We start from the raw sequence: 20767 nt of genomic DNA, 5'->3' as shown, positions 1-20767 counted from the left end.
ACGGCGTCACGGGAAATTCGAGGGTCGGCCGATTAGGCGATCTCAGCGGTGACCGGAAATACAAGGGTCGCTCGGCCGAAAATGGGAAATGCCGGACGAGTCGGACCCGTCCGGCACATCCGATCCAGAGCGGCCGCCGAACTACACCACCGCCAGCGGCAACAGGTTGGGCTGCACCGGCGAGGGCAGCTCCGACGACCCCGTCAGGAAGCTGTCGACGGCATTGGCCACCGAGCGGCCCTCGGCGATCGCCCACACGACCAGGGAAGCGCCGCGGTGGGCGTCGCCGCAGGCGAAGACGCCGGGGGTGGGGGTCTGCCAGTCGGAGCCGACGGAGAGGGTGCCGCGACCGGACAGCGTCAACCCGAGGCCGTCCAGCAGCGGCATGTGCTCGACGCCCTCGAAACCGATGGCCAGCAGCACCATGTCGGCGGGGATGACCTCGACCTCGTCGGACACGGGCTCGACGACCCGGCGGCCGGAGGCGTCACGGGTGACGCGGACCTGGCGGAGTTCGATGGAGCGGACGTGCCCGTCGGCGTCGCCGACGAAACGCTGCACGGCAACCGCGAACTTCCGCGTGCCGCCCTCGTCGTGGGCGGGGTAGTTGCGGATGACCAACGGCCAGGTCGGCCACGGGGACACGGAGAAGTCCTGAGTGGACGGTGGCTCCGGGTACTGGTCGAGCTGGACGACACTGGAAGCCCCTTGCCGGTGCGCCGTGCCGAGGCAGTCCGCCGCGGTGTCGCCGCCGCCGATGATCACGACGTGCTTGCCGGCGGCGTCGATCGGAGTGGGACCGTCGCCCTCGCACGCCCGGTTGGCCGGAACGAGGTGCTCCATGGCCAGGTGCACGCCGGTCAGCGAGCGACCCGGAATCTCCGGGGCGTCCCGGCCACGCAGCGCGCCGACGGCCAGCACCACGGCGTCGTAGGAGGAACGCAGCTGCTCGACGGTCAGGTCGACGCCGACCTCGCAGCTGGTGACGAACCGGGTGCCCTCGGCCCGCAGCTGCGCGAGCCGCCGGTCCAGCACCTTCTTCTCCATCTTGAACTCGGGAATCCCGTACCGCAGCAGCCCGCCGAGCCGGTCGTCCCGCTCGTACACGGTGACGTCGTGCCCGGCCCGGGTCAGCTGCTGCGCGGCGGCCAGCCCGGCGGGGCCGGAGCCGACGACGGCAACGCGCTTGCCGGAGGCGACGGCGGCCTGCCGTGGCGGCACGAGCCCGCTCTCCCACGACACGTCGGCGATGGTCTGCTCGACCCGCTTGATGGTGACGGGACCGCCGGCCTCCGGCGTCGCCGACAGCACGCAGGCGGACTCGCACGGGGCGGGGCAGAGCCGGCCGGTGAACTCGGGGAAGTTGTTGGTGGCGTGCAGGCGGTCCCCCGCCTGCGTCCAGTCCCCGCGCCGCACCAGGTCGTTCCACTCGGGAATCAGGTTGCCCAGCGGGCAGCCGGCGGTGCCGGAGTGGCAGAACGGGATGCCGCAGTCCATGCACCGGCTGGCCTGGGTGCGCACCTGCTGCTCCCGCTCGGCGGCGGGCTGGCGGACGTACACCTCGTCCCAGTCGTGCACGCGCTCCGCGGCGGGCCGCTTGGGCGCCTCGCCCCGGGCGAACTTGAGAAAACCGGTCGGGTCAGCCACGGGACGCCTCCATGATCGCCTCGTCGACGTCGCGGCCCTGGGCGCGGGCCAGTCGCATCGCCTCCAACACACGCTGGTAGTCGCTCGGCATCACCTTGGTGAAGCTCGCCGAGCGCCGCGGCCAGTCGCCGAGCAGCGACGCGGCCACCGCGGAACCGGTGAGCTTGTGGTGCCGCTCCACGATCTCCTTGAGCCACCGCAGGTCGTCGGCGGTGGGCCGCTGCAGCTCGACCATGTCGGTGTTGACCAGCATCGGATCCAGTTCGAGCACGTAGGCGATGCCGCCGGACATGCCGGCCGCCAGGTTGCGCCCGGTCGGCCCGAGCACGACGGCGCGGCCGCCGGTCATGTACTCGAACGCGTGGTCGCCGACGCCCTCGGAGACGGCGACCATGCCGGAGTTGCGGACGCAGAACCGTTCGCCGACCCGGCCGCGCAGGAAGATCTCGCCGCCGGTCGCGCCGTAGCCGATCACGTTGCCGGCGATCACCTGCTGCTCGGCGGCGAACGGCGCGTCCTCGTGCGGCCGCACGATGATCCGGCCGCCGGACAGGCCCTTGCCGACGTAGTCGTTGGCGTCGCCGATCAGCTCCATCGTCACGCCGCGGGGCACGAACGCGCCCAGCGACTGCCCGGCCGAGCCGGTCAGCGTGACGTGGATGGTGTCCTCGGGCAGGCCGTCGCCGCCGTAGCGGCGCGTCACCTCGGAGCCGAGCAGCGTGCCGACGGTCCGGTTCACGTTGCGCACCGGCAGTTCCAGCCGCACCGGGTGAGCGTCCTCCAGCGCCGCCTCGGCCAGCTGGATCAGCGTCCGGTCCAGGGCGTGCTCGAGGCCGTGGTCCTGGCCGCGCAGCCGCCGACGGGCCGAGCCGTAGCGGGTCTGCGTCGGCACCTCGAACACCGGCGACAGGTCGAGGCCCTTGGCCTTCCAGTGCTCGACGGCCTCGTCGGTGTCCAGCAGCTCGGCGTGCCCGATGGCCTCGTCGAGGGTGTGGAAACCGAGCTCGGCCAGGATCTCCCGGACCTCTTCGGCGACGAAGTGGAAGAACTGCTCGACGAATTCCGGCTTTCCGGTGTACCGCTGGCGCAGCACGGGGTTCTGCGTGGCCACGCCGACCGGACAGGTGTCCAGGTGGCAGACCCGCATCATCACGCAGCCGGCGACCACCAGCGGCGCGGTGGCGAAGCCGTACTCCTCCGCACCGAGCAGCGCGGCGATCACGACGTCCCGGCCGGTCTTCATGGCGCCGTCCACCTGCACGGTGATCCGGTCCCGCAAACCGTTGAGCATCAACGTCTGCTGGGTCTCGGCCAGGCCGACCTCCCACGGCGTTCCCGCGTGCTTCAACGAGTTCAGCGGGGAGGCGCCGGTGCCGCCGTCGTGCCCGGAGATCAGCACCACGTCGGCGTGCGCCTTGGCCACGCCGGCCGCGACCGTGCCGACACCGAGCTCCGACACCAGCTTCACGTGGACGCGGGCCTGCTCGTTGGCGTTCTTCAGGTCGTGGATCAGCTGGGCCAGATCCTCGATGGAGTAGATGTCGTGGTGCGGCGGCGGCGAGATCAGGCCGACGCCCGGCGTGGAGTGCCGGGTGCGCGCGATCCACGGGTACACCTTGTGCGCGGGCAGCTGCCCGCCCTCGCCGGGCTTCGCGCCCTGCGCCATCTTGATCTGGATGTCGTCGGCGTGCACGAGGTACTCGCTGGTCACGCCGAACCGTCCGCTGGCGACCTGCTTGATCGCGGAGCGGCGCTCCGGGTCGTAGAGGCGCTCGGGGTCCTCGCCGCCCTCACCGGTGTTGGACCGGCCGCCGATGCGGTTCATGGCGATGGCCAGGGTCTCGTGCGCCTCGGCCGAGATCGACCCGTACGACATGGCGCCGGTGTTGAAGCGCTTGAGGATCGACTCGACCGGCTCGACCTCCTCCAGCGGCACCGGGGTGCGGCCGGAGGCGAACTTGAACAGGCCGCGCAGCCCGCCGCCCTCGCGGACCAGCCGCTCCACCTCGTCGGTGTAGCGCTTGTACACCTCGCGCCGGCGGGTCTTCGTGGCGTGCTGCAACAGGAACACGGTTTCCGGCGTGAACAGGTGCAGCTCGCCCTCGCGGCGGTACGCGTACTCGCCGCCGACCTCCAGCCGCCGGTGCGACCGGTCGGCCGGGTTGTCCGGGTAGGCGCGGCGGTGCCGGACGGCGACCTCGGCGGCCAGTTCGTCCAGCCCGACGCCGCCGAGCTTGGAGTGGGTGCCGGTGAAGTACTCGTCCAGCAACGGCTCGGCGATGCCGACGGCCTCGAAGACCTGGGCCGCGGTGTAGGCGCCGACGGTGGAGATGCCCATCTTGGACATGATCTTCAGCACGCCCTTGACCAGCGCGGAGACGTAGCGCCGGATGGCGACCCGCGGCTCGATGCTGGCGATGGCGTTCTGGCTGATCAGGTCCTCGATGGTCTCGAAGGCCAGGTACGGGTTGACCGCGGCGGCGCCGTAGCCGAGCAGCAGCGCCACGTGGTGCACCTCGCGGCAGTCGCCGGTCTCGACGACGAGCGCGACGCGCAGCCGCTCCTTGGTGCGGACAAGGTGGTGGTGCACCGCGGAAACCAGCAGCAGCGACGGGATCGGCGCCATCCGGTGGTCGGAATCGCGGTCGGACAGCACGAGCGTGCGCGCGCCGGCGGCGATCGCCTCGGACGCCTGGCGGCGCACCCGCTCGATCGCGTCGGCCAGCGCCCGGCCGCCACCGTCCACCTCGTACAGTCCGGAAAGGACGGTGCAGGCGAAGCCGGGCAGGTCGCCGTCGTCGTTGACGTGGATGAGCTTGGCCAGCTCGTCGTTGTCGATGACCGGGTACGGCAGCCCGATGTGCCGGCACGAGGCCGGGCCGGGCTCCAGCAGGTTCTGCTCCGGGCCCATCACGCGGGACACCGAGGTGACGATCTCCTCGCGGATGGCGTCCAGCGGCGGGTTGGTCACCTGCGCGAAGTTCTGCACGAAGTAGTCGTAGAGCAGCCGGGATCGCTTGGACAGCGCGGCGATCGGGGTGTCCGAGCCCATCGAGCCGATCGGCTCCGCGCCGTTCTCGGCCATCGGCGCGAGCAGGATGCGCAGCTCCTCCTCGGTGTAGCCGAAGGTGAGCTGCCTGCGCACCACGGATTCGTGGCTCTGCACCACGTGCTCGCGGTCGGGCAGGTCGGCCAGCTCCAGCAGGCCGGCGTGCAGCCACTCGTCGTACGGCAGCTGCGCGGACAGCTTGGCCTTCACCTCGTCGTCGTCGACGATGCGGCCGGCCTCGGTGTCCACGAGGAACATCCGGCCCGGCTGCAGGCGGCCCTTGGCCACCACCCGGTGCGGCGGCAGGTCGAGCACGCCGGTCTCGCTGGCCAGCACCACGCGGTCGTCGTCGGTGCGCCACCAGCGGGCCGGGCGCAGGCCGTTGCGGTCGAGAACCGCGCCGACCAGCGTGCCGTCGGTGAAGGTGACACAGGCCGGGCCGTCCCACGGCTCCATCAGGCTGGCGTGGAACTGGTAGAAGGCGCGGCGCTTGGGGTCCATGGTGGCGTGGTTCTCCCACGCCTCCGGGATCATCATCAGCACCGCGTGCGGCAGCGACCGGCCGCCGAGGTGCAGCAGCTCCAGCACCTCGTCGAGGGACGCCGAGTCGGAGCCGTCGCCGTCGATGATCGGGAACAGCCGGGCCAGGTCGCCGGGGATGAGGTCGCTGGCCAGCAGCGACTCCCGGGCGCGCATCCGGTTCCGGTTGCCGCGAATCGTGTTGATCTCGCCGTTGTGGGCGACGTACCGGAACGGGTGCGCCAGCGGCCACGACGGGAACGTGTTGGTGGAGAACCGGCTGTGCACCAACGCGATCGCACTGGTGAGGCGCTCGTCGACGAGGTCGGGGAAGAACGCCGGCAGCTGGCCGGTGGTGAGCATGCCCTTGTACACCAGGGTGCGCGCGGACAGCGACGGGAAGTAGGCGCCGACCCCGGCGACCACGCTGTCCCGCTCGGCCCGCTTGCGCAGGCAGAAGGTGAGCCGGTCCAGGTCCACATCGGACGGACGGTTGCCGTCGCCGTCGGCCACGCCGGCGACGACGAGCATGGCGAAGTGCGGCATCACCGAACGGGCGGTGGGGCCCACGTCGGCGGCGTCCGGGTCGACGGGAACGTCCCGCCAGCCCAGCACCTCCAGGTTCTCCTCGGTGGCGATCCGCTCGATCAGCTCGACGGCCCTGGCCCGCTCGTCGGCGTCGGCCGGCAGGAACGCGATGCCGGCGGCGTACCGACCGGCCTCGGGCAGCGCGAACCCGCAGACGTCCCGCAGCAGCGCGTCCGGCACCTGCAGCAGGATGCCGGCGCCGTCGCCGCTGGTCGGCTCGGCGCCCGCGGCGCCGCGGTGCTCCAGGTTGGCCAGCGCGGTCAGGGCATCCACGACGATGCCGTGCGAACGCCGCCCCTTGATGTCGGCCACCATGGCCACACCACAGGCGTCCCGTTCCGCGCTCGGGTCGTACAGGCCCTGTCGGCCGGGAAGGGCGGAGAAGATCGTCACGACTCGAGACCTCCCTCATCGTCCTAAACGAGGCCCCAGATACTTGGGGGACTCCCGGTTTGCTTGCGCATATCGGGACGACGGTGGCCCGTGGTTGACGAAACCTTAACAGTCACGAAACGCGGAGGCACCAGCAAACGGGTGATCTCGAACCGCGGTCCGTAACGATCTGGGCTACCCGGACGACATTGCCGCGGACATCAACCAGTTACTTCGGTTGGCGAAGCATAGCCGACGAACCGGCAACATGCGCGTGATGCGCCGGTCACGATTCGCGCCGCCCGCGGCGTGATTCCGATCACAGCCAGTCGCCGCTTGATAGCGTCCGGTCGTGAACCGCACAATGCCCGCCCTCGTCGTGACGGCCGCCCTGCTGCTCGCCGGCTGCGCGACGCACACCGAGCCGCCCGCGGCCACCTCCGCGCCGAGCTCGTCGTTCCCGGTGACCGTCACCCCATCGGGTGGCAAGCCGGTGACCATCGCCGCGAAGCCGACGCACATCGTGTCGCTGAGCCCGGCCAGCACCGAGGACCTGTTCGCGATCGGCGCCGGCCCGCAGGTGACGGCGGTGGACAAGCTGTCGGACTACCCGGCGACCGCGCCGCGCAGCGACATCGACGCGTACAAGCCGAACGTCGAGGCCATCGCCGCCAAGAAGCCGGACCTGGTGATCGTCTACGACGACACCAACAACGTCGTCGCCGGGCTGGAGCAGCTGAAGGTGCCGGTGCTGCTGCTCAAGGCGGCCGCGTCGCTGGACGACGCGTACGGGCAGATCACGCTGCTGGGCAAGGCCACCGGGCGCACCGCCGAGGCGAACACCGTGGTCGACGACATGAAGTCGCAGATCGCGGACGTCGTCGCCAAGACGCCGAAGAAGACGCTGAGCTACTTCCACGAGCTGTCCGCCGACGGCTACACCGTGACGTCGAAGACCTTCGTCGGCCAGGTGTACGGCCTGTTCGGGCTGCGCAACGTGGCCGACCTCAGCGCCGGCGGCGGTCTCGGCGGGGCGGGCAACTATCCGCAGCTGTCGGCCGAGAAGGTGATCGCCGCCGACCCGAACCTGATCTTCCTCGCCGACACCACGTGCTGCCAGCAGAGCGCCGCGACCGTCGCCGCGCGGCCGGGCTGGGGAACGCTGCGCGCCGTGCGCAACGGCAACGTCGTCGCGCTGGACGACAGCGTCGCCTCCCGGTGGGGGCCGCGCGTGGTCGACCTGGTGAAGGCCGTCGCGGCCGCCGTGCAGAAGGCTTCCTGACCAGGATGGCCAAGCCGACCCGACTGGCCGGCTGGCACCTGCTGGTTGTGCTGGTCCTCCTGGTCGCGGTGGTCGTCGGCGCGGTGCTGCTGGGCGCGATCGACCTCGGCTGGCAGCGGGTGCTCGGCGAGGTGTGGGCGCAGCTGACCGGCGGCGTCTCGCCGCTGAGCGTGCAGGAGTCGGCCATCCTGTGGCAGCTGCGGATGCCGCGGGTGGTGCTCGCCGGCCTGGTCGGGGCGGCGCTGGCCTGTTCCGGGGCGACGTTCCAGGGGGTGTTCCGCAACCCCCTGGCCGACCCCTATCTGCTCGGCGCCGCGGCCGGCGCGGGCATGGTGGTGACGATCGTCGTCGTGCTCGCTCCCGGGGCGGGCCCGGCGTACCTGCCGGCGGCGGCGTTCGTCGGCGCGCTCGGCGGCGTGGCCCTGACCTGGGGACTCGGCCGGTCCGCGGGCGCCGGCACGGCCACGCTGCTGCTGGCCGGGGTTGCCGTGGCGTCATTCCTGACGGCGGTGCAGACCTTCGTGCAGCAGCTGAACACCCTTACGTTGCAACAGGTGTACGGCTGGATCCTGGGTGGACTGTCCACCGGTGGATGGAGCCAGGTGCTGACGGTCCTGCCCTATCTGGCGGTCGCCCTGGTCGTGCTGTGCACCTGTTCGGGACTGCTGGACGTGCTGACGCTCGGCGACGAGGAGGCCGCGTCGCTCGGGGTTCGGCCCGGGATGGTGCGGCTGGTCGTGCTGGGCGCGGCGTCGCTGGCGACGGCCGCCGCGGTATCGGTGAGCGGCTTGATCGGATTCGTGGGAATCGTTGTGCCGCACGTGATTCGGTTGCTGTTCGGGGCCAGCTACCGCGTTGTCGTTCCTTTGTCGCTGGCCGGCGGGGCCATTTTCCTCATCCTCGCCGACATCGTCGCGCGGACCGCGCTGGCCCCGGCGGAATTGCCGATCGGCGTCGTGACCGCGTTTACCGGCGCGCCGTTCTTCGTTCTCGTGCTGCGCCGGCGGCCGGCGTGACCGCGCTGCGGCTGAGCGCCGTGACCGCCGGCTACCGGGGCCGCCCGGTGGTTCGGGACGTGACCGTGGACGTGCCGGCCGGCAGCTGGCTGGCGATCATCGGCCCGAACGGCGCCGGCAAGTCGACGCTGCTGAAGTCGGTGGCCGGCCTGGTCTCCGCCACCGGCGACGTGCTCGTCGGCGGCCGTTCCGTTGCGGCGCTCGGGCATCGCGAGCGGGCCCGGCTGATCGGCTACGCACCGCAGACGCCGTCGCTGCCGGAGGGCCTGACCGTCACCGACTACGTGCTGCTGGGCCGGACCCCGCACCTGGGGCCGCTGGGCCGGGAGGGGCACTCCGATCTCGAGATCGTCTCCGGCGCCCTGCGACGGTTGGATCTCGCCGGGCTCTCGAACCGTCCACTTCGGACACTGTCCGGCGGCGAGCGGCAGCGGGCGGTGCTGGCCCGGGTGCTGGCGCAGCAGGCCGGCGTGTTGCTGCTGGACGAGCCGACGACCGGATTGGACATCGGGCACGCCCAGTCGCTGCTGGAACTCGTCGACCAGCTACGCAAGGCCGACGGCACCACGGTGATCAGCACCCTGCACGACCTCACGCTGGCGGCGCAGTATCCGGACCGGGTGCTGCTGCTCGACAACGGCGAGGTGGCGGCGGTCGGCACCCCCGCCGAGGTGCTGACCGCCGACCGCCTCTCCCGCCACTACGCGGCGTCGGTGACCGTGCTGACCGCTCCTGACGGCAGCCTCGTGGTGTCGCCCAGCCGGCGGTGAGTCAGCACCTCACGCAGCCGGTTCCGGTCCAGGTCGCCCTGCCAGCGGGCGATGAACAGGGTGGCGACGCCGTTGCTGATCACGTTGATCGTGGACCGCGCCTCGGACATGAACCGGTCGACGCCGACCAGTAGCGCGATGCCCACGACCGGGATCGCCGGGTTGTCGAAGGCCTGCAACGACGCCGTCAGCGTGATCAGGCCGGCCCCGGTGACGCCGGCCGCGCCCTTGCTGGAGACCAGCATGAACGCCACCATGCCGAGCTGCGTCGGCAGGCTGACCTCGTGCCCGGTGGCCTGCGCGATGAACAGCGCGCCGAGGGTGAGGTAGATGCAGATCCCGTCGAGGTTGAACGAATATCCGGCCGGCACCACCATGCCGACCACCGACCGGCTCACGCCGGCGTTCTCCAGCTTGGTCATCAGCCGCGGCAACACGGTCTCGCTCGACGAGGTGCCGACGACGATGAGGATCTCGTCGGACAGGTACCGAATGAGCCGGAAGATGGTGAAGCCGGCCAGCTTCGCCACCAGCCCGAGCAGCACCACCACGAACACGACGCACGTCACCCAGAACGTGACGACCAGCAGCGCGAGGTTGCCGAGCACCCGCCCGCCGAACGCGCCGACCGTGTAGGCGATGCCGCCGAACGCGCCGATCGGCGCCGCGTACATGATGACCCTGATCAGCTGGAACATCAGCTGTGCCAACGTCTCCAGTGCCCGCACCACCGGCTTCGCCCGGTCGCCGAGTCCGCTCAGGGCGATCGCCACCAGCACGGCGATCAACAGCACCTGGATCGGCTGCCCGCCGGTGAACGCGCCGACGAACGACGTCGGCACCAGTCCGAGGACGAAGTCCGTGATGCTGGTGCTGGTCGCCTCGGCGGACTTGATGGTGTTCGCCGCCAGCGCGGGATCGGCGGCGAGGTTGAGGCCGTCGCCGGGCCGCAACACGTTGCCCACCACCAGGCCCAGCAGCAGCGCCACGGCCGTCATGGCCATGAAGTAGCCGAGCGCCCGCGCCGCGAGGCCGCCGGCCTTGGCCAGGCTGCCCAGCCCGGCGATGCCGACCACCACGGTCAGGAAGATAGTCGGCGCGGTGACCACCTTGACCAGGTTCAGGAAGAGGTCCGCTAGCCATTTCGAGCCGGCGGCCTGCTTCGGGAACGCCAACCCGAACACGGCCCCCAGCGCGATGGCCGTCAACACCCAGAGGTAGAGCCTTCGCATGACGCGAGGATGGCCCCGGACGGGGACAGGGGTCCCGTCCGGAGACCACCCGGCGGCGCGCTGTTACCCGTACGAACGCCGATGCCGGCGGAAGGGGAAGGATCGGCGCGCCGGAAGGAGGAGGGGGTCGACGGCGCGCCGATCCGCTGTGGAAGGCGTGGGTCGCGGTCTCGGGACACCACGACCCACGCCGCCGCTCCGGCCCGGCCGGACCGTCGCGGCATCACGCCGCCGCGGCACGCGTCGGGGGCGGCCGCGGCGGCGGATCGCTACGGCTTGCCCACCAACTCGGCGGCGTCCCGCTCCGCGTCCACCGTGGACGGGTTGTCCAGGACCTGCTTCAGGCGGTCCCTGTCCAGTTCTCCCTGCCAGCGGGCGACAACGAGGCTGCCGACACCGTTGCCGATCACGTTGGTGATGGCGCGGGCCTCGGACATGAACCGGTCGATACCCACGATCAGCGCGATGCCCACGACCGGGATGACCGTGCCGAACGCCTGCAGCGAGGCGGCCAGCGTGACCAGGCCGGCGCCGGTGACCCCGGCCGCGCCCTTGCTGGACAGCAGCATGAACAGCAGCAGCCCGATCTGCGTGGCCAGGCCGATGTCGTGGCCGGTGGCCTGGGCGATGAACAGCGCGCCCATGGTCAGGTAGATGCAGGTGCCGTCCAGGTTGAACGAGTAGCCGGTGGGGATGGTCAGGCCGACGACCGAGCGGCTCGCGCCGGCGGCCTCCAGCTTGGTCATCAGCCGCGGCAGCACCGTCTCGCTGGACGAGGTGCCCAGCACGATCAGCAGCTCGTCGGAGATGTAGCGGAGGAACTTGAACAGGTTGAAGCCGACCCAGCGGGCGACCAGCCCCAGGACGACGACGATGAACACGACGCAGGTCAGGTAGAACGCGGCCATCAGGAAGACCAGGCTGCCCAGGATCTTGCTGCCGAACGCGCCGACCGTGTAGGCGATGCCGCCGAACGCGCCGATCGGGGCCACGTACATGACGGCCTTGATCACGGCGAACATCAGGGCGGACAGCGACTCGAAGGCCCGCAGGATCGGCTTGCCGCGCTCGCCCAGGGTCGACAGCGCGATCGCGACCAGGATCGCCACCACGAGGACCTGGATCAGCTGGCCGCCGGTGAACGCGCCGACGAACGACGTGGGCACCAGGCTGAGGATGAACTCGGTGACGCCCTCACCGGCCGCGCCGGCGTCCTTGATGGTCTTGTCGGCCGCCTTCGGGTCGATGTGCAGGTTCAGGCCGTGGCCCGGCTGCAGCACGTTCACCACGATCAGGCCGATGGCCAGCGCGATGATCGTCATCACGATGAAGTAGCCGATGGTGCGCAGGGCCAGACCGCCCGCCCTGGCCAGGTTGCCCAGGCTGGCGATGCCGACCACCACGGTCAGGAAGATGACCGGGGCCGTGACGACCTTGATCAGGTTGACGAACAGGTCGGCCAGCCACTTCGAGCCCGCGGCCTCGTGCGGGAAGACCAGTCCGAACACGATGCCCAGCGCGATCGCCGCGAGCACCCAGAAGTACAGCTGCTTGTACAGCGGTCTGCGGGCGGTGGTCGCCGTCGACATGCCCTCACTCCTTCACCCGTCAGTGGGAATTGCCGTGATACTTCGCACACCACTACCGTGCGGCAAGGTTGCACGGCGAAACTTTGGGTTCACCTGACGTTGACGACTACCCTTCCAGCCATGCTGGACCGGCGGGCGTTGCTGCGCGGGCTGGCCGCCCTGGGCGTCGCGCCCATGGCTGTCGGCGCTGCGGCGGCGGCATGCTCCGGGCCCGAGGCGCCCGACCTCGCCAAGCTGGTCATGCTCACCGGACCGCCCGGCGCCGTCTTCCGGGAGCTCGGAGCCTCCCTGGTGTCCGCCCTTCGGCCCCGCCTGCCGCACACCGACGTGAAGGCCGTGCCGACCGGTTCCTCTGTGGACAACCTGCGGCTGCTCGCCGCCGGCACCGGCCAGCTCGGGCTGGCCTCCCTCGACGCCGTGGAGAACACCGGCAAGGCTCCCGTCGGCCTGAGCGCCGTCGGCCGCGTCTACGACAGTTTTCTGCACCTCGTCGTGCTGGCCGACTCGCCCATCCAGTCCTTCGCCGACATCGACGGCCGGCGGGTGTCCCTGGGCGCACCCGGTTCGAGCACCGGGTTCACCTCCGACCGGTTGTTGGAGATGACCGGCGTCAAGCCGGTCGGCGTGCAGCTCACCCAGTCCGACGGCGCCAAGGCCGTGGCCGACGGCTCCATCGACGCCATGCTCACCCTGACCGGAATTCCCACGCCCGCCATCACCGACCTCGCCGGCAAACGCGACATCCGCCTCGTCACCCTGAAGGCCGAGGCCGCCGCCCTGGCCGCCAAGTACCCCGGGCCCTACGTGCCCGCCACCATTCCCACCACCACCTACGCCCGCGTTCCCCCGTGCGACACCGTCGCCGTGCCCAATCTCCTGCTGACCCGCAACGACCTCGGCGACGATGTCGTCCGGATCGTCACCGAGACCGTGTTCACCGAGGTCTCCGCCATCACCAAGGGCCATCCCGAGGCCAGTCACATCAACGTTCGCACCGGCATAGCCACCGGCATCGTCCCCCTGCATCCCGGGGCCGCCGGTTGGTTCCGGGACGTGAAGCGCTGAATGCTGTTGCTGCTCAACGGTCCGCCCGGCGTCGGCAAGTCCACTGTGGCCGCTCGCTACGTCGACGACCATCCGTTGGCCCTGAACCTCGACATCGACGTCCTGCGCGCGCAACTCGGCCGCTGGCAGGAGGATGCCGCCCGCGCCGGCGTGTTGGCCCGGGCCCTGGCCTTGTCGGCCGCCCGCACCCACCTGCTCGCCGGCCATGACGTCGTCGTGCCCCAGTTCGTGGCCCGGGCGGAGTTCATCGACCAGCTGGCGGCACTGGCCCGCGAGGTCGGCGTCGACTTCGTCGAGGTGGTCCTGTTGGACACCAAGGAGAATTCCCTGCGACGGTTCCAAGCCCGTGACGATACCAGCAAGGCCGCCGACCCGCAGGAACTGTCCACAATGTACGACCGTCTGGCCGCCCTGATCGCCACCCGCCCGTGGACCCGCCCCGTCCCCGTCGCCGAAGGCGAAGTCGAGGAAACCTACACCCGCCTCCTCGCCAGCCTCACCTAGCAACACCCGCCCCGAAGCCCAGCCGCGCACCCCCCACCCAACCGGCGCCCGCTGCGGGCGACCCCGCACCGAGCGCCGGAGTTGTTGCATGCAACGACCTTCGGCCGTCTCCAAAGTCTTGGCGACGACCTTCTGAGCCAACTCATCGCCGTAGCCCTGGATGGGATCGACGATGGCGTGCGCGGACCGTTCGCTGATCACACCCAACCGAAACTGCTCCGCGCGGACCCGCCGGATGATGCGCTCACACTCGATCAGGCGAGCCACTTTTGCTTCCATCCCGCGCAGAAGTGATTCGCCGGCAACGGTCATCCACCGGCGCGGTCCCTCACCCTCGGGCGACGGGTGAACTCGTGATGAGACACGTTCTCAGCGCATGGCTCGCACAGCCATCAGGAGCCGAGACGCCACTGCTGGTTGGCACTGCCATCACAGGTGCGCTGGTCCACGTTCGCGCCATCCACGACACTGGCTCCCGCGACCTCCAGGCACTTCCCACTGTGCCGCGCCACCGCCAGGTAGTTGTTGCTGCCGACATGGTAGAAGGACCACAGCTGGTTGGCACGGCCGTCACAGGTCCACTGGTCCACGTTCGCGCCATCGGCCACGCTGGCGTCCGAGACCTGCAGACACTTCCCACTGTGCCGTGCAACCATCAGGTATTCGTTGTCGTTGACGTAGTAGAAGGACCACTGCTGGTTGGTGCTGCCTGTACAGGTCCACTGATCCACGTTCGCGCCATCGGCCACGCTGGCGTCCGAGACCTCCAGGCACTTCCCACTGTGCCGCGCCACAATGATGAAGGTGTAGGTATGGGGTTGCCGAGCGGATGCCGCGGGTCCGCCTAAGGGCTGAGCGTCGGCTCGGGACGCCGCCGTGGGAAGAGTGAGCGCGACGGTGATGATCAGCGCGGCGAGCCGAGTGTACATCGATCTCTTCTCGCGCATGTTCCCCTCCACCTGCCGACCGTAGTAGGAATGCGCGGAGGGAACCTCCGCGCATTCCTACTACGGTCCAAGAGTCAGGCGGTGGTGGCGTACCGCTGCCGTCGGCGCTGGCTGGCCGGGTTCTGGAGGCGGCGCTCAGGCCGGACTCGCCGGGGTGATCACCACATCCAAACCGGGGTTGGCGTCGTCCAACCGGAGACTGCCGCCGGCGGCGGCGACCAGGTCGGCGCAGATGGCCAGGCCCAGGCCGGTGCCGCTGATGTTCTGGTGCTTCGGGGAACGCCAGAACCGCCCCAGCGCCAGGGCCCGGTCGGACTCGCTCAGCCCGGCACCGTTGTCGGCGACGTGCAGCTCACCGTCCACAGAGAACACCCGCACGGTGGTGCCGCCGGAAAGCCGGGCGGCGTTGGCCACCAGCTCGTCCAGGACGCTGCCGTAGGACACCGGAACCCGTTGCCCCGCCGGCACATCCGTCTCCACGGCGACGCCGAGGGCCTGCCACTTGGGCAGGTGCGCGGACACCAGCAGCGCCAGGTCGACGGTCTCGGCGGCGGCGTCGAGACGGGTGGCGGCGAGCAGGGCGTCGAGGACGTTGCCCATCTCCTGAGCCTCCTCGACAGCGATCTGGTGGGCCTCCCGAGCGAACTCCTCGCCGGGCAGGTGCGGTTCGAGGTTGTCGACGGCCAAACGCAGGCTGGCCAAGGGATTGCGCAGCTGGTGCGAGGCGTCGGCGACGAAGTCGCGCTGGCGCCGCATCGCGGTGTTGACGACATCGACCATGGTGTTGAACGAGGTGCTGAGCCGGCGCAGCTCGGGCGGACCGCTGACGTCGTCCACGTGGGTGTCGACGAGGCCGCCGGCGATGGCGGCGGTGGCTTCGTCCAACCGACGAATCGGACGGAGGATCCAGCGGGAGATCGGCCAGGCCGCCGCTATGACGGCGAGCAGCGGCAGAACCCCCAGCACGGCCAGCCATCCCCACTGGGACAGGATGTCGGCCCGCAGCCGGTCGGTAGGCGACACGGCCACCACGGCCGCCACAACCTCGCTGTCCCGGCCCACGGGCTCCACGACAACCAACGGCGAGGTCTCCCACGGCATCACGGCATCCGGCGGACCCGGCCGGTAACCGGAAAGCGCCGCGCTCAGCCCCGCCACCACCGCCGGATCCTTCAGATCCGGCCGCTGCGCGGACCCGAGCACCACGTCCCCACCGGCGGCGACCACCGCCACGGGAATGCCGTACAGCTGGCCGTACCGGGTCAGCTCGTCCTGCAACGCCTCGGTGCGTTCCGACGTCAGGGCGGTCTCCGCCAGCGACGCGAACCGGCTCACATCGGCCAGCCGATCCAGGTACGTCGTCTGCGTCTCCCGCTCGGCGACGGCATTGGCCAGCGGCACGCCCAGAGCCGCCGCCAGCAGCAACAGCAGCGGGATCAGCACCAACAGCAGCCGGCGCAGCATCAGCCCACCAGGCGGTAGCCGACGCCCCGCACGGTCTCGATCCGCACCTGGCCGCCGAGCTTCCCGCGCAGCGCCGCGACGTGGGTGTCCAACGTCCGCGTCGGCGCCTCCCACGACGCCTGCCACACCTGATCCATGATCAGGTCCCGGCTGACCACCTGCCCGGGCCGCGCGGCCAGCAGCGCCAGCAGGTCGAATTCCTTACGGGTCAACGCGAGCTCGCGGCCGTCGACCGACACCGCCCGGGTCGCGCTGTCCAGACGAAGCGGCCCCACCTGCACGACCTCGGCATCCACCACCTCGGCCCGGGCCGCGCGGGTCCGCCGCAGCACGGCCTCGATGCGGGCCAGCAGCTCCGCCGTGCCGAACGGCTTCACCACGTAGTCGTCGGCCCCGGTGCGCAGACCGAGCACCCGGTCGCGTTCCTCGCCACGAGCCGTCACGGCGATCACGGCGGTCCCGGAGTCCCGCCGCAGCCGGCGCAGCACTTCGATGCCGTCGCCGTCGGGCAGCCCCATGTCGAGCAGCACCACGTCGACCGGCGGTGCGCTCAGGGCGTCCACCACCGTGCCCACGCGGTGCACGTCGTAGCCGGCGTGGCGCAGTGCCGTCACCAGGCCCCGCGCCACCCGGTCATCGTCCTCGACGACGAGGATCCGCATGGACAGCGATGGTAGGCCGCGTCAGCTCTTGCGCTCGGCGGCTTCGGAGACCCGTGACTCTTCCGAAGCCGAAGCCGAAGCCGAGGCGGGTTCGGCCTCGGACGAGTCCGACGCTTCCTCGGCCTTGTCGGCCTCGGGCTCCTTCGGCTCCGAAGGCTCGGCGGCTTCCTCGTCGACCGCCTTCTCCGACGGCTCCTCGTCGCCCTCGACGGGCTCCGTGGCGTCGCCGGCAGCGGCGGACAGGCCGGCCTCGTGGGCCTCGCGGATCGCCGCCAGGTCCTCCCGCGGGCCGCGCTTGCGGGCCACGACGATGTAGACGACCGCGCCGATGAACACCAGCGCCGCGACGAAGACGTTGATGCGGACGCCGAACACGTGCGTCGCCTCGTCGTTGCGCATCAGCTCGATCCAGAACCGGCCGGCCGTGTACGCCGCGACGTACAGCGCGAACGCCCGGCCGTGGCCCAGCTTGAACCGGCGGTCCGCCCACACCACCAGCAGCGCGACGCCGATGTTCCACAGCAGCTCGTAGAGGAACGTCGGGTGCACGAGCTCGGTCGGCGGGCCCTGCGCGACGCCGTTGATCGGGTCGGCCACGCCGGTCGCCGGGTCGACCCGGTTGAAGATCTCCAGCGCCCACGGCACGTCGGTGGCGCGGCCGTAGAGCTCCTGGTTGAAGTAGTTGCCGAGGCGGCCGATGGCCTGCGCGAGCACGATGCCCGGCGCGATGGCGTCGGCGACCGCGGGCAGCGGCACGCCACGCCGCCGGGCGCCGATCCACGCGCCCACGCCGCCCAGCGCGATGGCGCCCCAGATGCCCAGGCCGCCGTTCCACACCTCGAGCGCCCCGATCGGGTTGCCGCCGGGGCCGAAGTAGGTCCGCCAGTCGGTGGCCAGGTGGTACAGCCGGCCGCCGACCAGGCCGAACGGCACGGCCCAGACCGCGAGGTCGGTGATGAAGCCCTTCTGGCCGCCACGGGCCTGGAAGCGCCGCTCGCCCCACACGATCGCCACGATGATGCCGACGATGATGCACAGCGCGTAGGCCCGGATCGGGATGGGCCCGAGGTGCCAGACGCCCTGGGGTGGGCTGGGGAAGCTGGCCAGGATCACGGTCTTCGCCACGCGCCCACCGTAGCCGAGGCCGCGTGACGACTGTGCCCCGGCCGGGTCCGCATCAGGTCACAAAGCGGGAACCGACCGGATCAGGCCGCCGGGACCACCGGGTTGCGGACGCCGTCGGCGAGCTCCTTGGCCAGGTCGGCGACGCCGGACTCGCCCTCGGCCGACCTGGTCACGAAGGCCGAGCCGACGATGACCGCGTCGGCGAAGCCGGCCAGCTCGGCCGCCTGCGCCCCGGACTTCACGCCCAGGCCGACGCCGATCGGCAGGTCGGTGTGCGCGCGGACCCGCGCCACCAGCTCCGGGGCCGCCGAACCGACGACGTCCCGCGCGCCGGTCACGCCCATCACGGACGTGGCGTACAGGAAGCCGCTGCTGGCCGCCGCGGTCATGGCGATGCGCTCCTCGGTCGAGGACGGCGCGACCAGGAAGATGCGGTTCAGGCCGTGCGCCTGCGACGCCGCCATCCACTCCTCGGCCTCGTCCGGCACCAGGTCCGGCGTGATGATGCCGAGCCCGCCGGCCGCGGCCAGGTCACGCGAGAACCTGTCCACGCCGTAGTGGTAGATCGGGTTCCAGTAGCTCATCACCACGGCCTTGCCGCCGGCCGCCGAGACGGCCTCGACGACCTCGAACACGTGCCGCAGCCGGAAACCGCCGGCCAGGGCCTGGTCGGCGGCGGCCTGGATGGTCGGGCCGTCCATCACCGGGTCCGAGTAGGGCACGCCCACCTCGACCAGGTCGCAGCCACCGTCGATCATGGCCTTGAGCAGCGACTTCGAGCCCTCGACGGTGGGGAAGCCGGCCGGCAGGTAACCGATCAGCGAGGAGCGTCCCTCGGCGAGCAGCGGCATCAGGACTCACTCTCCGGCACGAGGTTGAAGAACTTGTTGGCGGTGCCCATGTCCTTGTCGCCGCGGCCGGACAGGTTCACCAGGATCACGCCGTCCGGGCCCAGCTCACGGCCCAGGACCAGGGCGCCGGCCAGTGCGTGCGAGGACTCGATGGCCGGGATGATGCCCTCGGTGCGGGACAGCAGCATCATCGCGTCCATCGCCTCGGCGTCGGTCACCGGCCGGTACTCGGCGCGGCCGATGTCCTTGAGGTACGAGTGCTCCGGGCCGACGCCCGGGTAGTCCAGGCCGGCCGAGATGGAGTACGCCTCGATGGTCTGGCCGTCCTCGTCCTGCAGCAGGTACGACCGGGCGCCGTGCAGCATGCCGGGCGTGCCCTCGGACAGGGTGGCACCGTGCTCGCCGGAGTCGATGCCGTGCCCGCCGGGTTCCAGGCCGACCAGCCGGACCTCGGGGTCGTCGAGGAAGCCGTGGAAGATGCCGATCGCGTTGGAGCCGCCGCCGACGCAGGCCGCGACCACGTCGGGCAGCCGGCCGATCAGGTCCAGGCACTGCTGCCGGGCCTCGATGCCGATGATCCGGTGGAAGTTGCGGACCATCACCGGGAACGGGTGGCCGCCGGCGGCGGTGCCGAGCAGGTAGTGGGTGGTGTCGACGTTGGCGACCCAGTCCCGCAGCGCCTCGTTGATGGCGTCCTTGAGGGTGCGCGAGCCGGTCTTCACCGGGATCACCTCGGCGCCGAGCAGCCGCATCCGGGCCACGTTCAGCGCCTGCCGCTCGGTGTCGACCTCGCCCATGTAGATCACGCAGTCGAGGCCCATCAGCGCGCACGCGGTGGCGGTGGCCACGCCGTGCTGGCCGGCGCCGGTCTCGGCGATGACCCGCTTCTTGCCCATGCGCTTGGTCAGCAGGGCCTGGCCGAGCACGTTGTTGATCTTGTGCGAGCCGGTGTGGTTGAGGTCCTCGCGCTTGAGCAGGATGCGCGCGCCGCCGGCGTGCTCGGCGAACCGCTTGGCCTCGGTGAGCAGCGACGGGCGGCCGGCGTAGTCGCGCAGCAGCCGGTCGAACTCGCCTCTGAACTCCGGGTCCAGGCGGGCCTTCTCGTACACCGCGGTCAGCTCGTCCATCGCGGCGATCAGCGCCTCCGGCATGAACCGGCCGCCGTACGCGCCGAAATAGCCCCGCTGGTCCGGATCGTGCTTGTCGGTCATGTCTCCCCAGAAGGTCGCTCTACCTGGCGCAAAGGTCTATCGACTCGGCCGCGGGCACGCGGGGTGCGAGCCGGCGGTGACCAGCTGCGTCACCGCCGCCTTCGGGTCGCCGCTGGTGATCAGGCTCTCGCCGACCAGCACCGAGTCCGCGCCGGCGCCGGCGTAGGCCATCAGGTCGCCGGGGCTGCGCACGCCGGACTCGGCCACCTTGTAGGTGTCGAACGGCAGGCCGGGCGCCAGGCGGGTGAACACGTCCCGGTCCACCTCGAGGGTGTGCAGATTGCGCGCGTTCACGCCGAGCACCGTCGCGCCGGCCTCCAGGGCCCGGTCGCACTCCTCGGCGTTGTGCACCTCGACGAGCGCGACCATGCCCAGCGACTCCACGCGGTCCAGCAGCGCCTCCAGCGCGTTCTGCTCCAGCGCGGCGACGATCAGCAGCACCATGTCGGCGCCGTGCGCCCGCGCCTCGTGCACCTGGTACGGGCTGACCACGAAGTCCTTGCGCAGCAACGGAACGTTCACCGCGGCCCGCACGGCGTCGAGGTCGGCCAGCGACCCGCCGAAGTGCCGCCGCTCGGTCAGCACGCTGATCACGCGAGCGCCCGCGGCCTCGTAATCCCTTGCCAGTTCAGCCGGATCGAGCACCGGGGCCAGTTCGCCGCGCGCCGGGCTGCGCCGCTTCACCTCGGCGATGACGCCGATGCCGGGCGCGTTCAGGGCGGCCATCACGTCCCGCGGCGCGGGCGCCGCCAGTGAGCGTTCCTTGATGACCTCGAATGGGATCTCGGCCTCGCGCACGGCCAGGTCGGCGCGGACGCCGTCGATGATCGAGTCGAGCACGGACACGCCAACTCCCCTTCCCGCCGCAAACGAT

16 protein-coding genes are annotated in these 20767 nt (G+C 70.9%); 5 read left to right on the top strand and 11 right to left on the bottom strand.

The window, feature by feature from the left end; translation table 11 throughout:
* Nucleotides 1-141 precede the first annotated feature (141 nt).
* Together BJ998_RS27770 and gltB are read right to left on the bottom strand one after the other, a co-directional pair.
* Nucleotides 142-1647 (bottom strand): glutamate synthase subunit beta, encoded by a 1506-nt coding sequence (locus tag BJ998_RS27770; RefSeq protein ID WP_184866301.1) that lies wholly within the window; start codon nt 1645-1647, stop codon nt 142-144.
* Entirely contained in the window at nt 1640-6196 is a 4557-nt protein-coding gene (gene gltB, locus BJ998_RS27765) for a glutamate synthase large subunit (RefSeq protein WP_312890364.1), read from the bottom strand. Before gltB ends, BJ998_RS27770 begins: the two co-directional genes overlap by 8 nt.
* Nucleotides 6197-6527: 331 nt before the next feature.
* Between gltB and BJ998_RS27760 the strand changes: the two genes are divergently transcribed.
* From BJ998_RS27760 to BJ998_RS27750, 3 genes are read left to right on the top strand one after another with little or no spacing between them, the layout of a single operon-like run.
* On the top strand, nt 6528-7457 hold the full coding sequence (locus tag BJ998_RS27760) for an ABC transporter substrate-binding protein (RefSeq protein WP_312890363.1): 930 nt from the start codon (nt 6528-6530) through the stop codon (nt 7455-7457).
* A gap of 5 nt (nt 7458-7462) precedes the next feature.
* Nucleotides 7463-8473: a FecCD family ABC transporter permease gene (locus BJ998_RS27755; protein WP_184866299.1), complete on the top strand. Its 1011-nt coding sequence runs from the start codon at nt 7463-7465 to the stop codon at nt 8471-8473.
* Nucleotides 8470-9243, top strand: a complete 774-nt coding sequence (locus BJ998_RS27750) for an ABC transporter ATP-binding protein (RefSeq protein ID WP_184866297.1) — start codon at nt 8470-8472, stop codon at nt 9241-9243. Before BJ998_RS27755 ends, BJ998_RS27750 begins: the two co-directional genes overlap by 4 nt.
* Here BJ998_RS27750 and BJ998_RS27745 read toward each other — a convergent pair.
* Nucleotides 9174-10475 carry a cation:dicarboxylate symporter family transporter gene (locus BJ998_RS27745; protein WP_184866295.1) on the bottom strand — a complete coding sequence of 434 codons (1302 nt, stop codon included), beginning with the start codon at nt 10473-10475 and terminating at the stop codon, nt 9174-9176. The genes BJ998_RS27750 and BJ998_RS27745 overlap by 70 nt on opposite strands.
* A gap of 269 nt (nt 10476-10744) precedes the next feature.
* Nucleotides 10745-12064: a C4-dicarboxylate transporter DctA gene (gene dctA, locus BJ998_RS27740; RefSeq protein WP_184866293.1), complete on the bottom strand. Its 1320-nt coding sequence runs from the start codon at nt 12062-12064 to the stop codon at nt 10745-10747.
* A gap of 120 nt (nt 12065-12184) precedes the next feature.
* On the opposite strand from dctA, the gene BJ998_RS27735 reads away from it, so the two are divergent.
* Together BJ998_RS27735 and BJ998_RS27730 are read left to right on the top strand one after the other, a co-directional pair.
* The gene (locus tag BJ998_RS27735; RefSeq protein WP_184866291.1) at nt 12185-13129 is read left to right on the top strand and encodes a TAXI family TRAP transporter solute-binding subunit; all 945 of its coding nucleotides are present in this window, start codon (nt 12185-12187) and stop codon (nt 13127-13129) included.
* Nucleotides 13130-13633 carry an AAA family ATPase gene (locus BJ998_RS27730; protein ID WP_184866289.1) on the top strand — a complete coding sequence of 168 codons (504 nt, stop codon included), beginning with the start codon at nt 13130-13132 and terminating at the stop codon, nt 13631-13633.
* Between the two features lie 392 nt (nt 13634-14025).
* On the opposite strand, the gene BJ998_RS27725 is transcribed toward BJ998_RS27730, so the two are convergent.
* The 7 genes from BJ998_RS27725 to trpC form a co-directional block, all read right to left on the bottom strand.
* Nucleotides 14026-14580 carry an RICIN domain-containing protein gene (locus BJ998_RS27725; protein ID WP_184866287.1) on the bottom strand — a complete coding sequence of 185 codons (555 nt, stop codon included), beginning with the start codon at nt 14578-14580 and terminating at the stop codon, nt 14026-14028.
* A 135-nt stretch (nt 14581-14715) separates the two neighbouring features.
* The gene (locus BJ998_RS27720) at nt 14716-16044 is read right to left on the bottom strand and encodes a sensor histidine kinase (protein WP_184866285.1); all 1329 of its coding nucleotides are present in this window, start codon (nt 16042-16044) and stop codon (nt 14716-14718) included.
* Nucleotides 16044-16706: a response regulator transcription factor gene (locus BJ998_RS27715; RefSeq protein ID WP_184866283.1), complete on the bottom strand. Its 663-nt coding sequence runs from the start codon at nt 16704-16706 to the stop codon at nt 16044-16046. The genes BJ998_RS27720 and BJ998_RS27715 overlap by 1 nt, the downstream gene beginning before the upstream one ends.
* Before the next feature lie 21 nt (nt 16707-16727).
* Nucleotides 16728-17831: a prolipoprotein diacylglyceryl transferase gene (lgt, locus tag BJ998_RS27710; protein ID WP_312890362.1), complete on the bottom strand. Its 1104-nt coding sequence runs from the start codon at nt 17829-17831 to the stop codon at nt 16728-16730.
* A gap of 80 nt (nt 17832-17911) precedes the next feature.
* Complete coding sequence (gene trpA, locus BJ998_RS27705; protein ID WP_184866281.1) at nt 17912-18682, bottom strand: tryptophan synthase subunit alpha; 771 nt, start codon at nt 18680-18682, stop codon at nt 17912-17914.
* Complete coding sequence (gene trpB, locus BJ998_RS27700) at nt 18682-19893, bottom strand: tryptophan synthase subunit beta (RefSeq protein WP_184866279.1); 1212 nt, start codon at nt 19891-19893, stop codon at nt 18682-18684. Before trpB ends, trpA begins: the two co-directional genes overlap by 1 nt.
* A gap of 36 nt (nt 19894-19929) precedes the next feature.
* A complete protein-coding gene (gene trpC, locus BJ998_RS27695; RefSeq protein WP_184866277.1) occupies nt 19930-20739 on the bottom strand; it encodes an indole-3-glycerol phosphate synthase TrpC in 810 nt (269 codons plus the stop codon).
* Nucleotides 20740-20767: the final 28 nt, after the last annotated feature.

The sequence above is a fragment of the Kutzneria kofuensis genome, assembly GCF_014203355.1.
GTDB lineage: Bacteria > Actinomycetota > Actinomycetes > Mycobacteriales > Pseudonocardiaceae > Kutzneria > Kutzneria kofuensis.
Note: the sequence above shows the minus strand (reverse complement) of the source record. Positions and strands in the feature narration are given on the sequence as shown.

What these genes read in the sequence shown, in the direction of transcription:
- trpB (WP_184866279.1), bottom strand. Translation starts at nt 19,893, where the DNA reads ATGACCGACAAGCACGATCCGGACCAGCGGGGCTATTTCGGCGCGTAC.
- BJ998_RS27745 (WP_184866295.1), bottom strand. Translation starts at nt 10,475, where the DNA reads ATGCGAAGGCTCTACCTCTGGGTGTTGACGGCCATCGCGCTGGGGGCC.
- BJ998_RS27735 (WP_184866291.1), top strand. Translation starts at nt 12,185, where the DNA reads ATGCTGGACCGGCGGGCGTTGCTGCGCGGGCTGGCCGCCCTGGGCGTC.
- trpA (WP_184866281.1), bottom strand. Translation starts at nt 18,682, where the DNA reads ATGCCGCTGCTCGCCGAGGGACGCTCCTCGCTGATCGGTTACCTGCCG.
- BJ998_RS27730 (WP_184866289.1), top strand. Translation starts at nt 13,130, where the DNA reads ATGCTGTTGCTGCTCAACGGTCCGCCCGGCGTCGGCAAGTCCACTGTG.
- dctA (WP_184866293.1), bottom strand. Translation starts at nt 12,064, where the DNA reads ATGTCGACGGCGACCACCGCCCGCAGACCGCTGTACAAGCAGCTGTAC.
- BJ998_RS27725 (WP_184866287.1), bottom strand. Translation starts at nt 14,580, where the DNA reads ATGCGCGAGAAGAGATCGATGTACACTCGGCTCGCCGCGCTGATCATC.
- BJ998_RS27720 (WP_184866285.1), bottom strand. Translation starts at nt 16,044, where the DNA reads ATGCTGCGCCGGCTGCTGTTGGTGCTGATCCCGCTGCTGTTGCTGCTG.
- BJ998_RS27755 (WP_184866299.1), top strand. Translation starts at nt 7,463, where the DNA reads ATGGCCAAGCCGACCCGACTGGCCGGCTGGCACCTGCTGGTTGTGCTG.
- BJ998_RS27715 (WP_184866283.1), bottom strand. Translation starts at nt 16,706, where the DNA reads ATGCGGATCCTCGTCGTCGAGGACGATGACCGGGTGGCGCGGGGCCTG.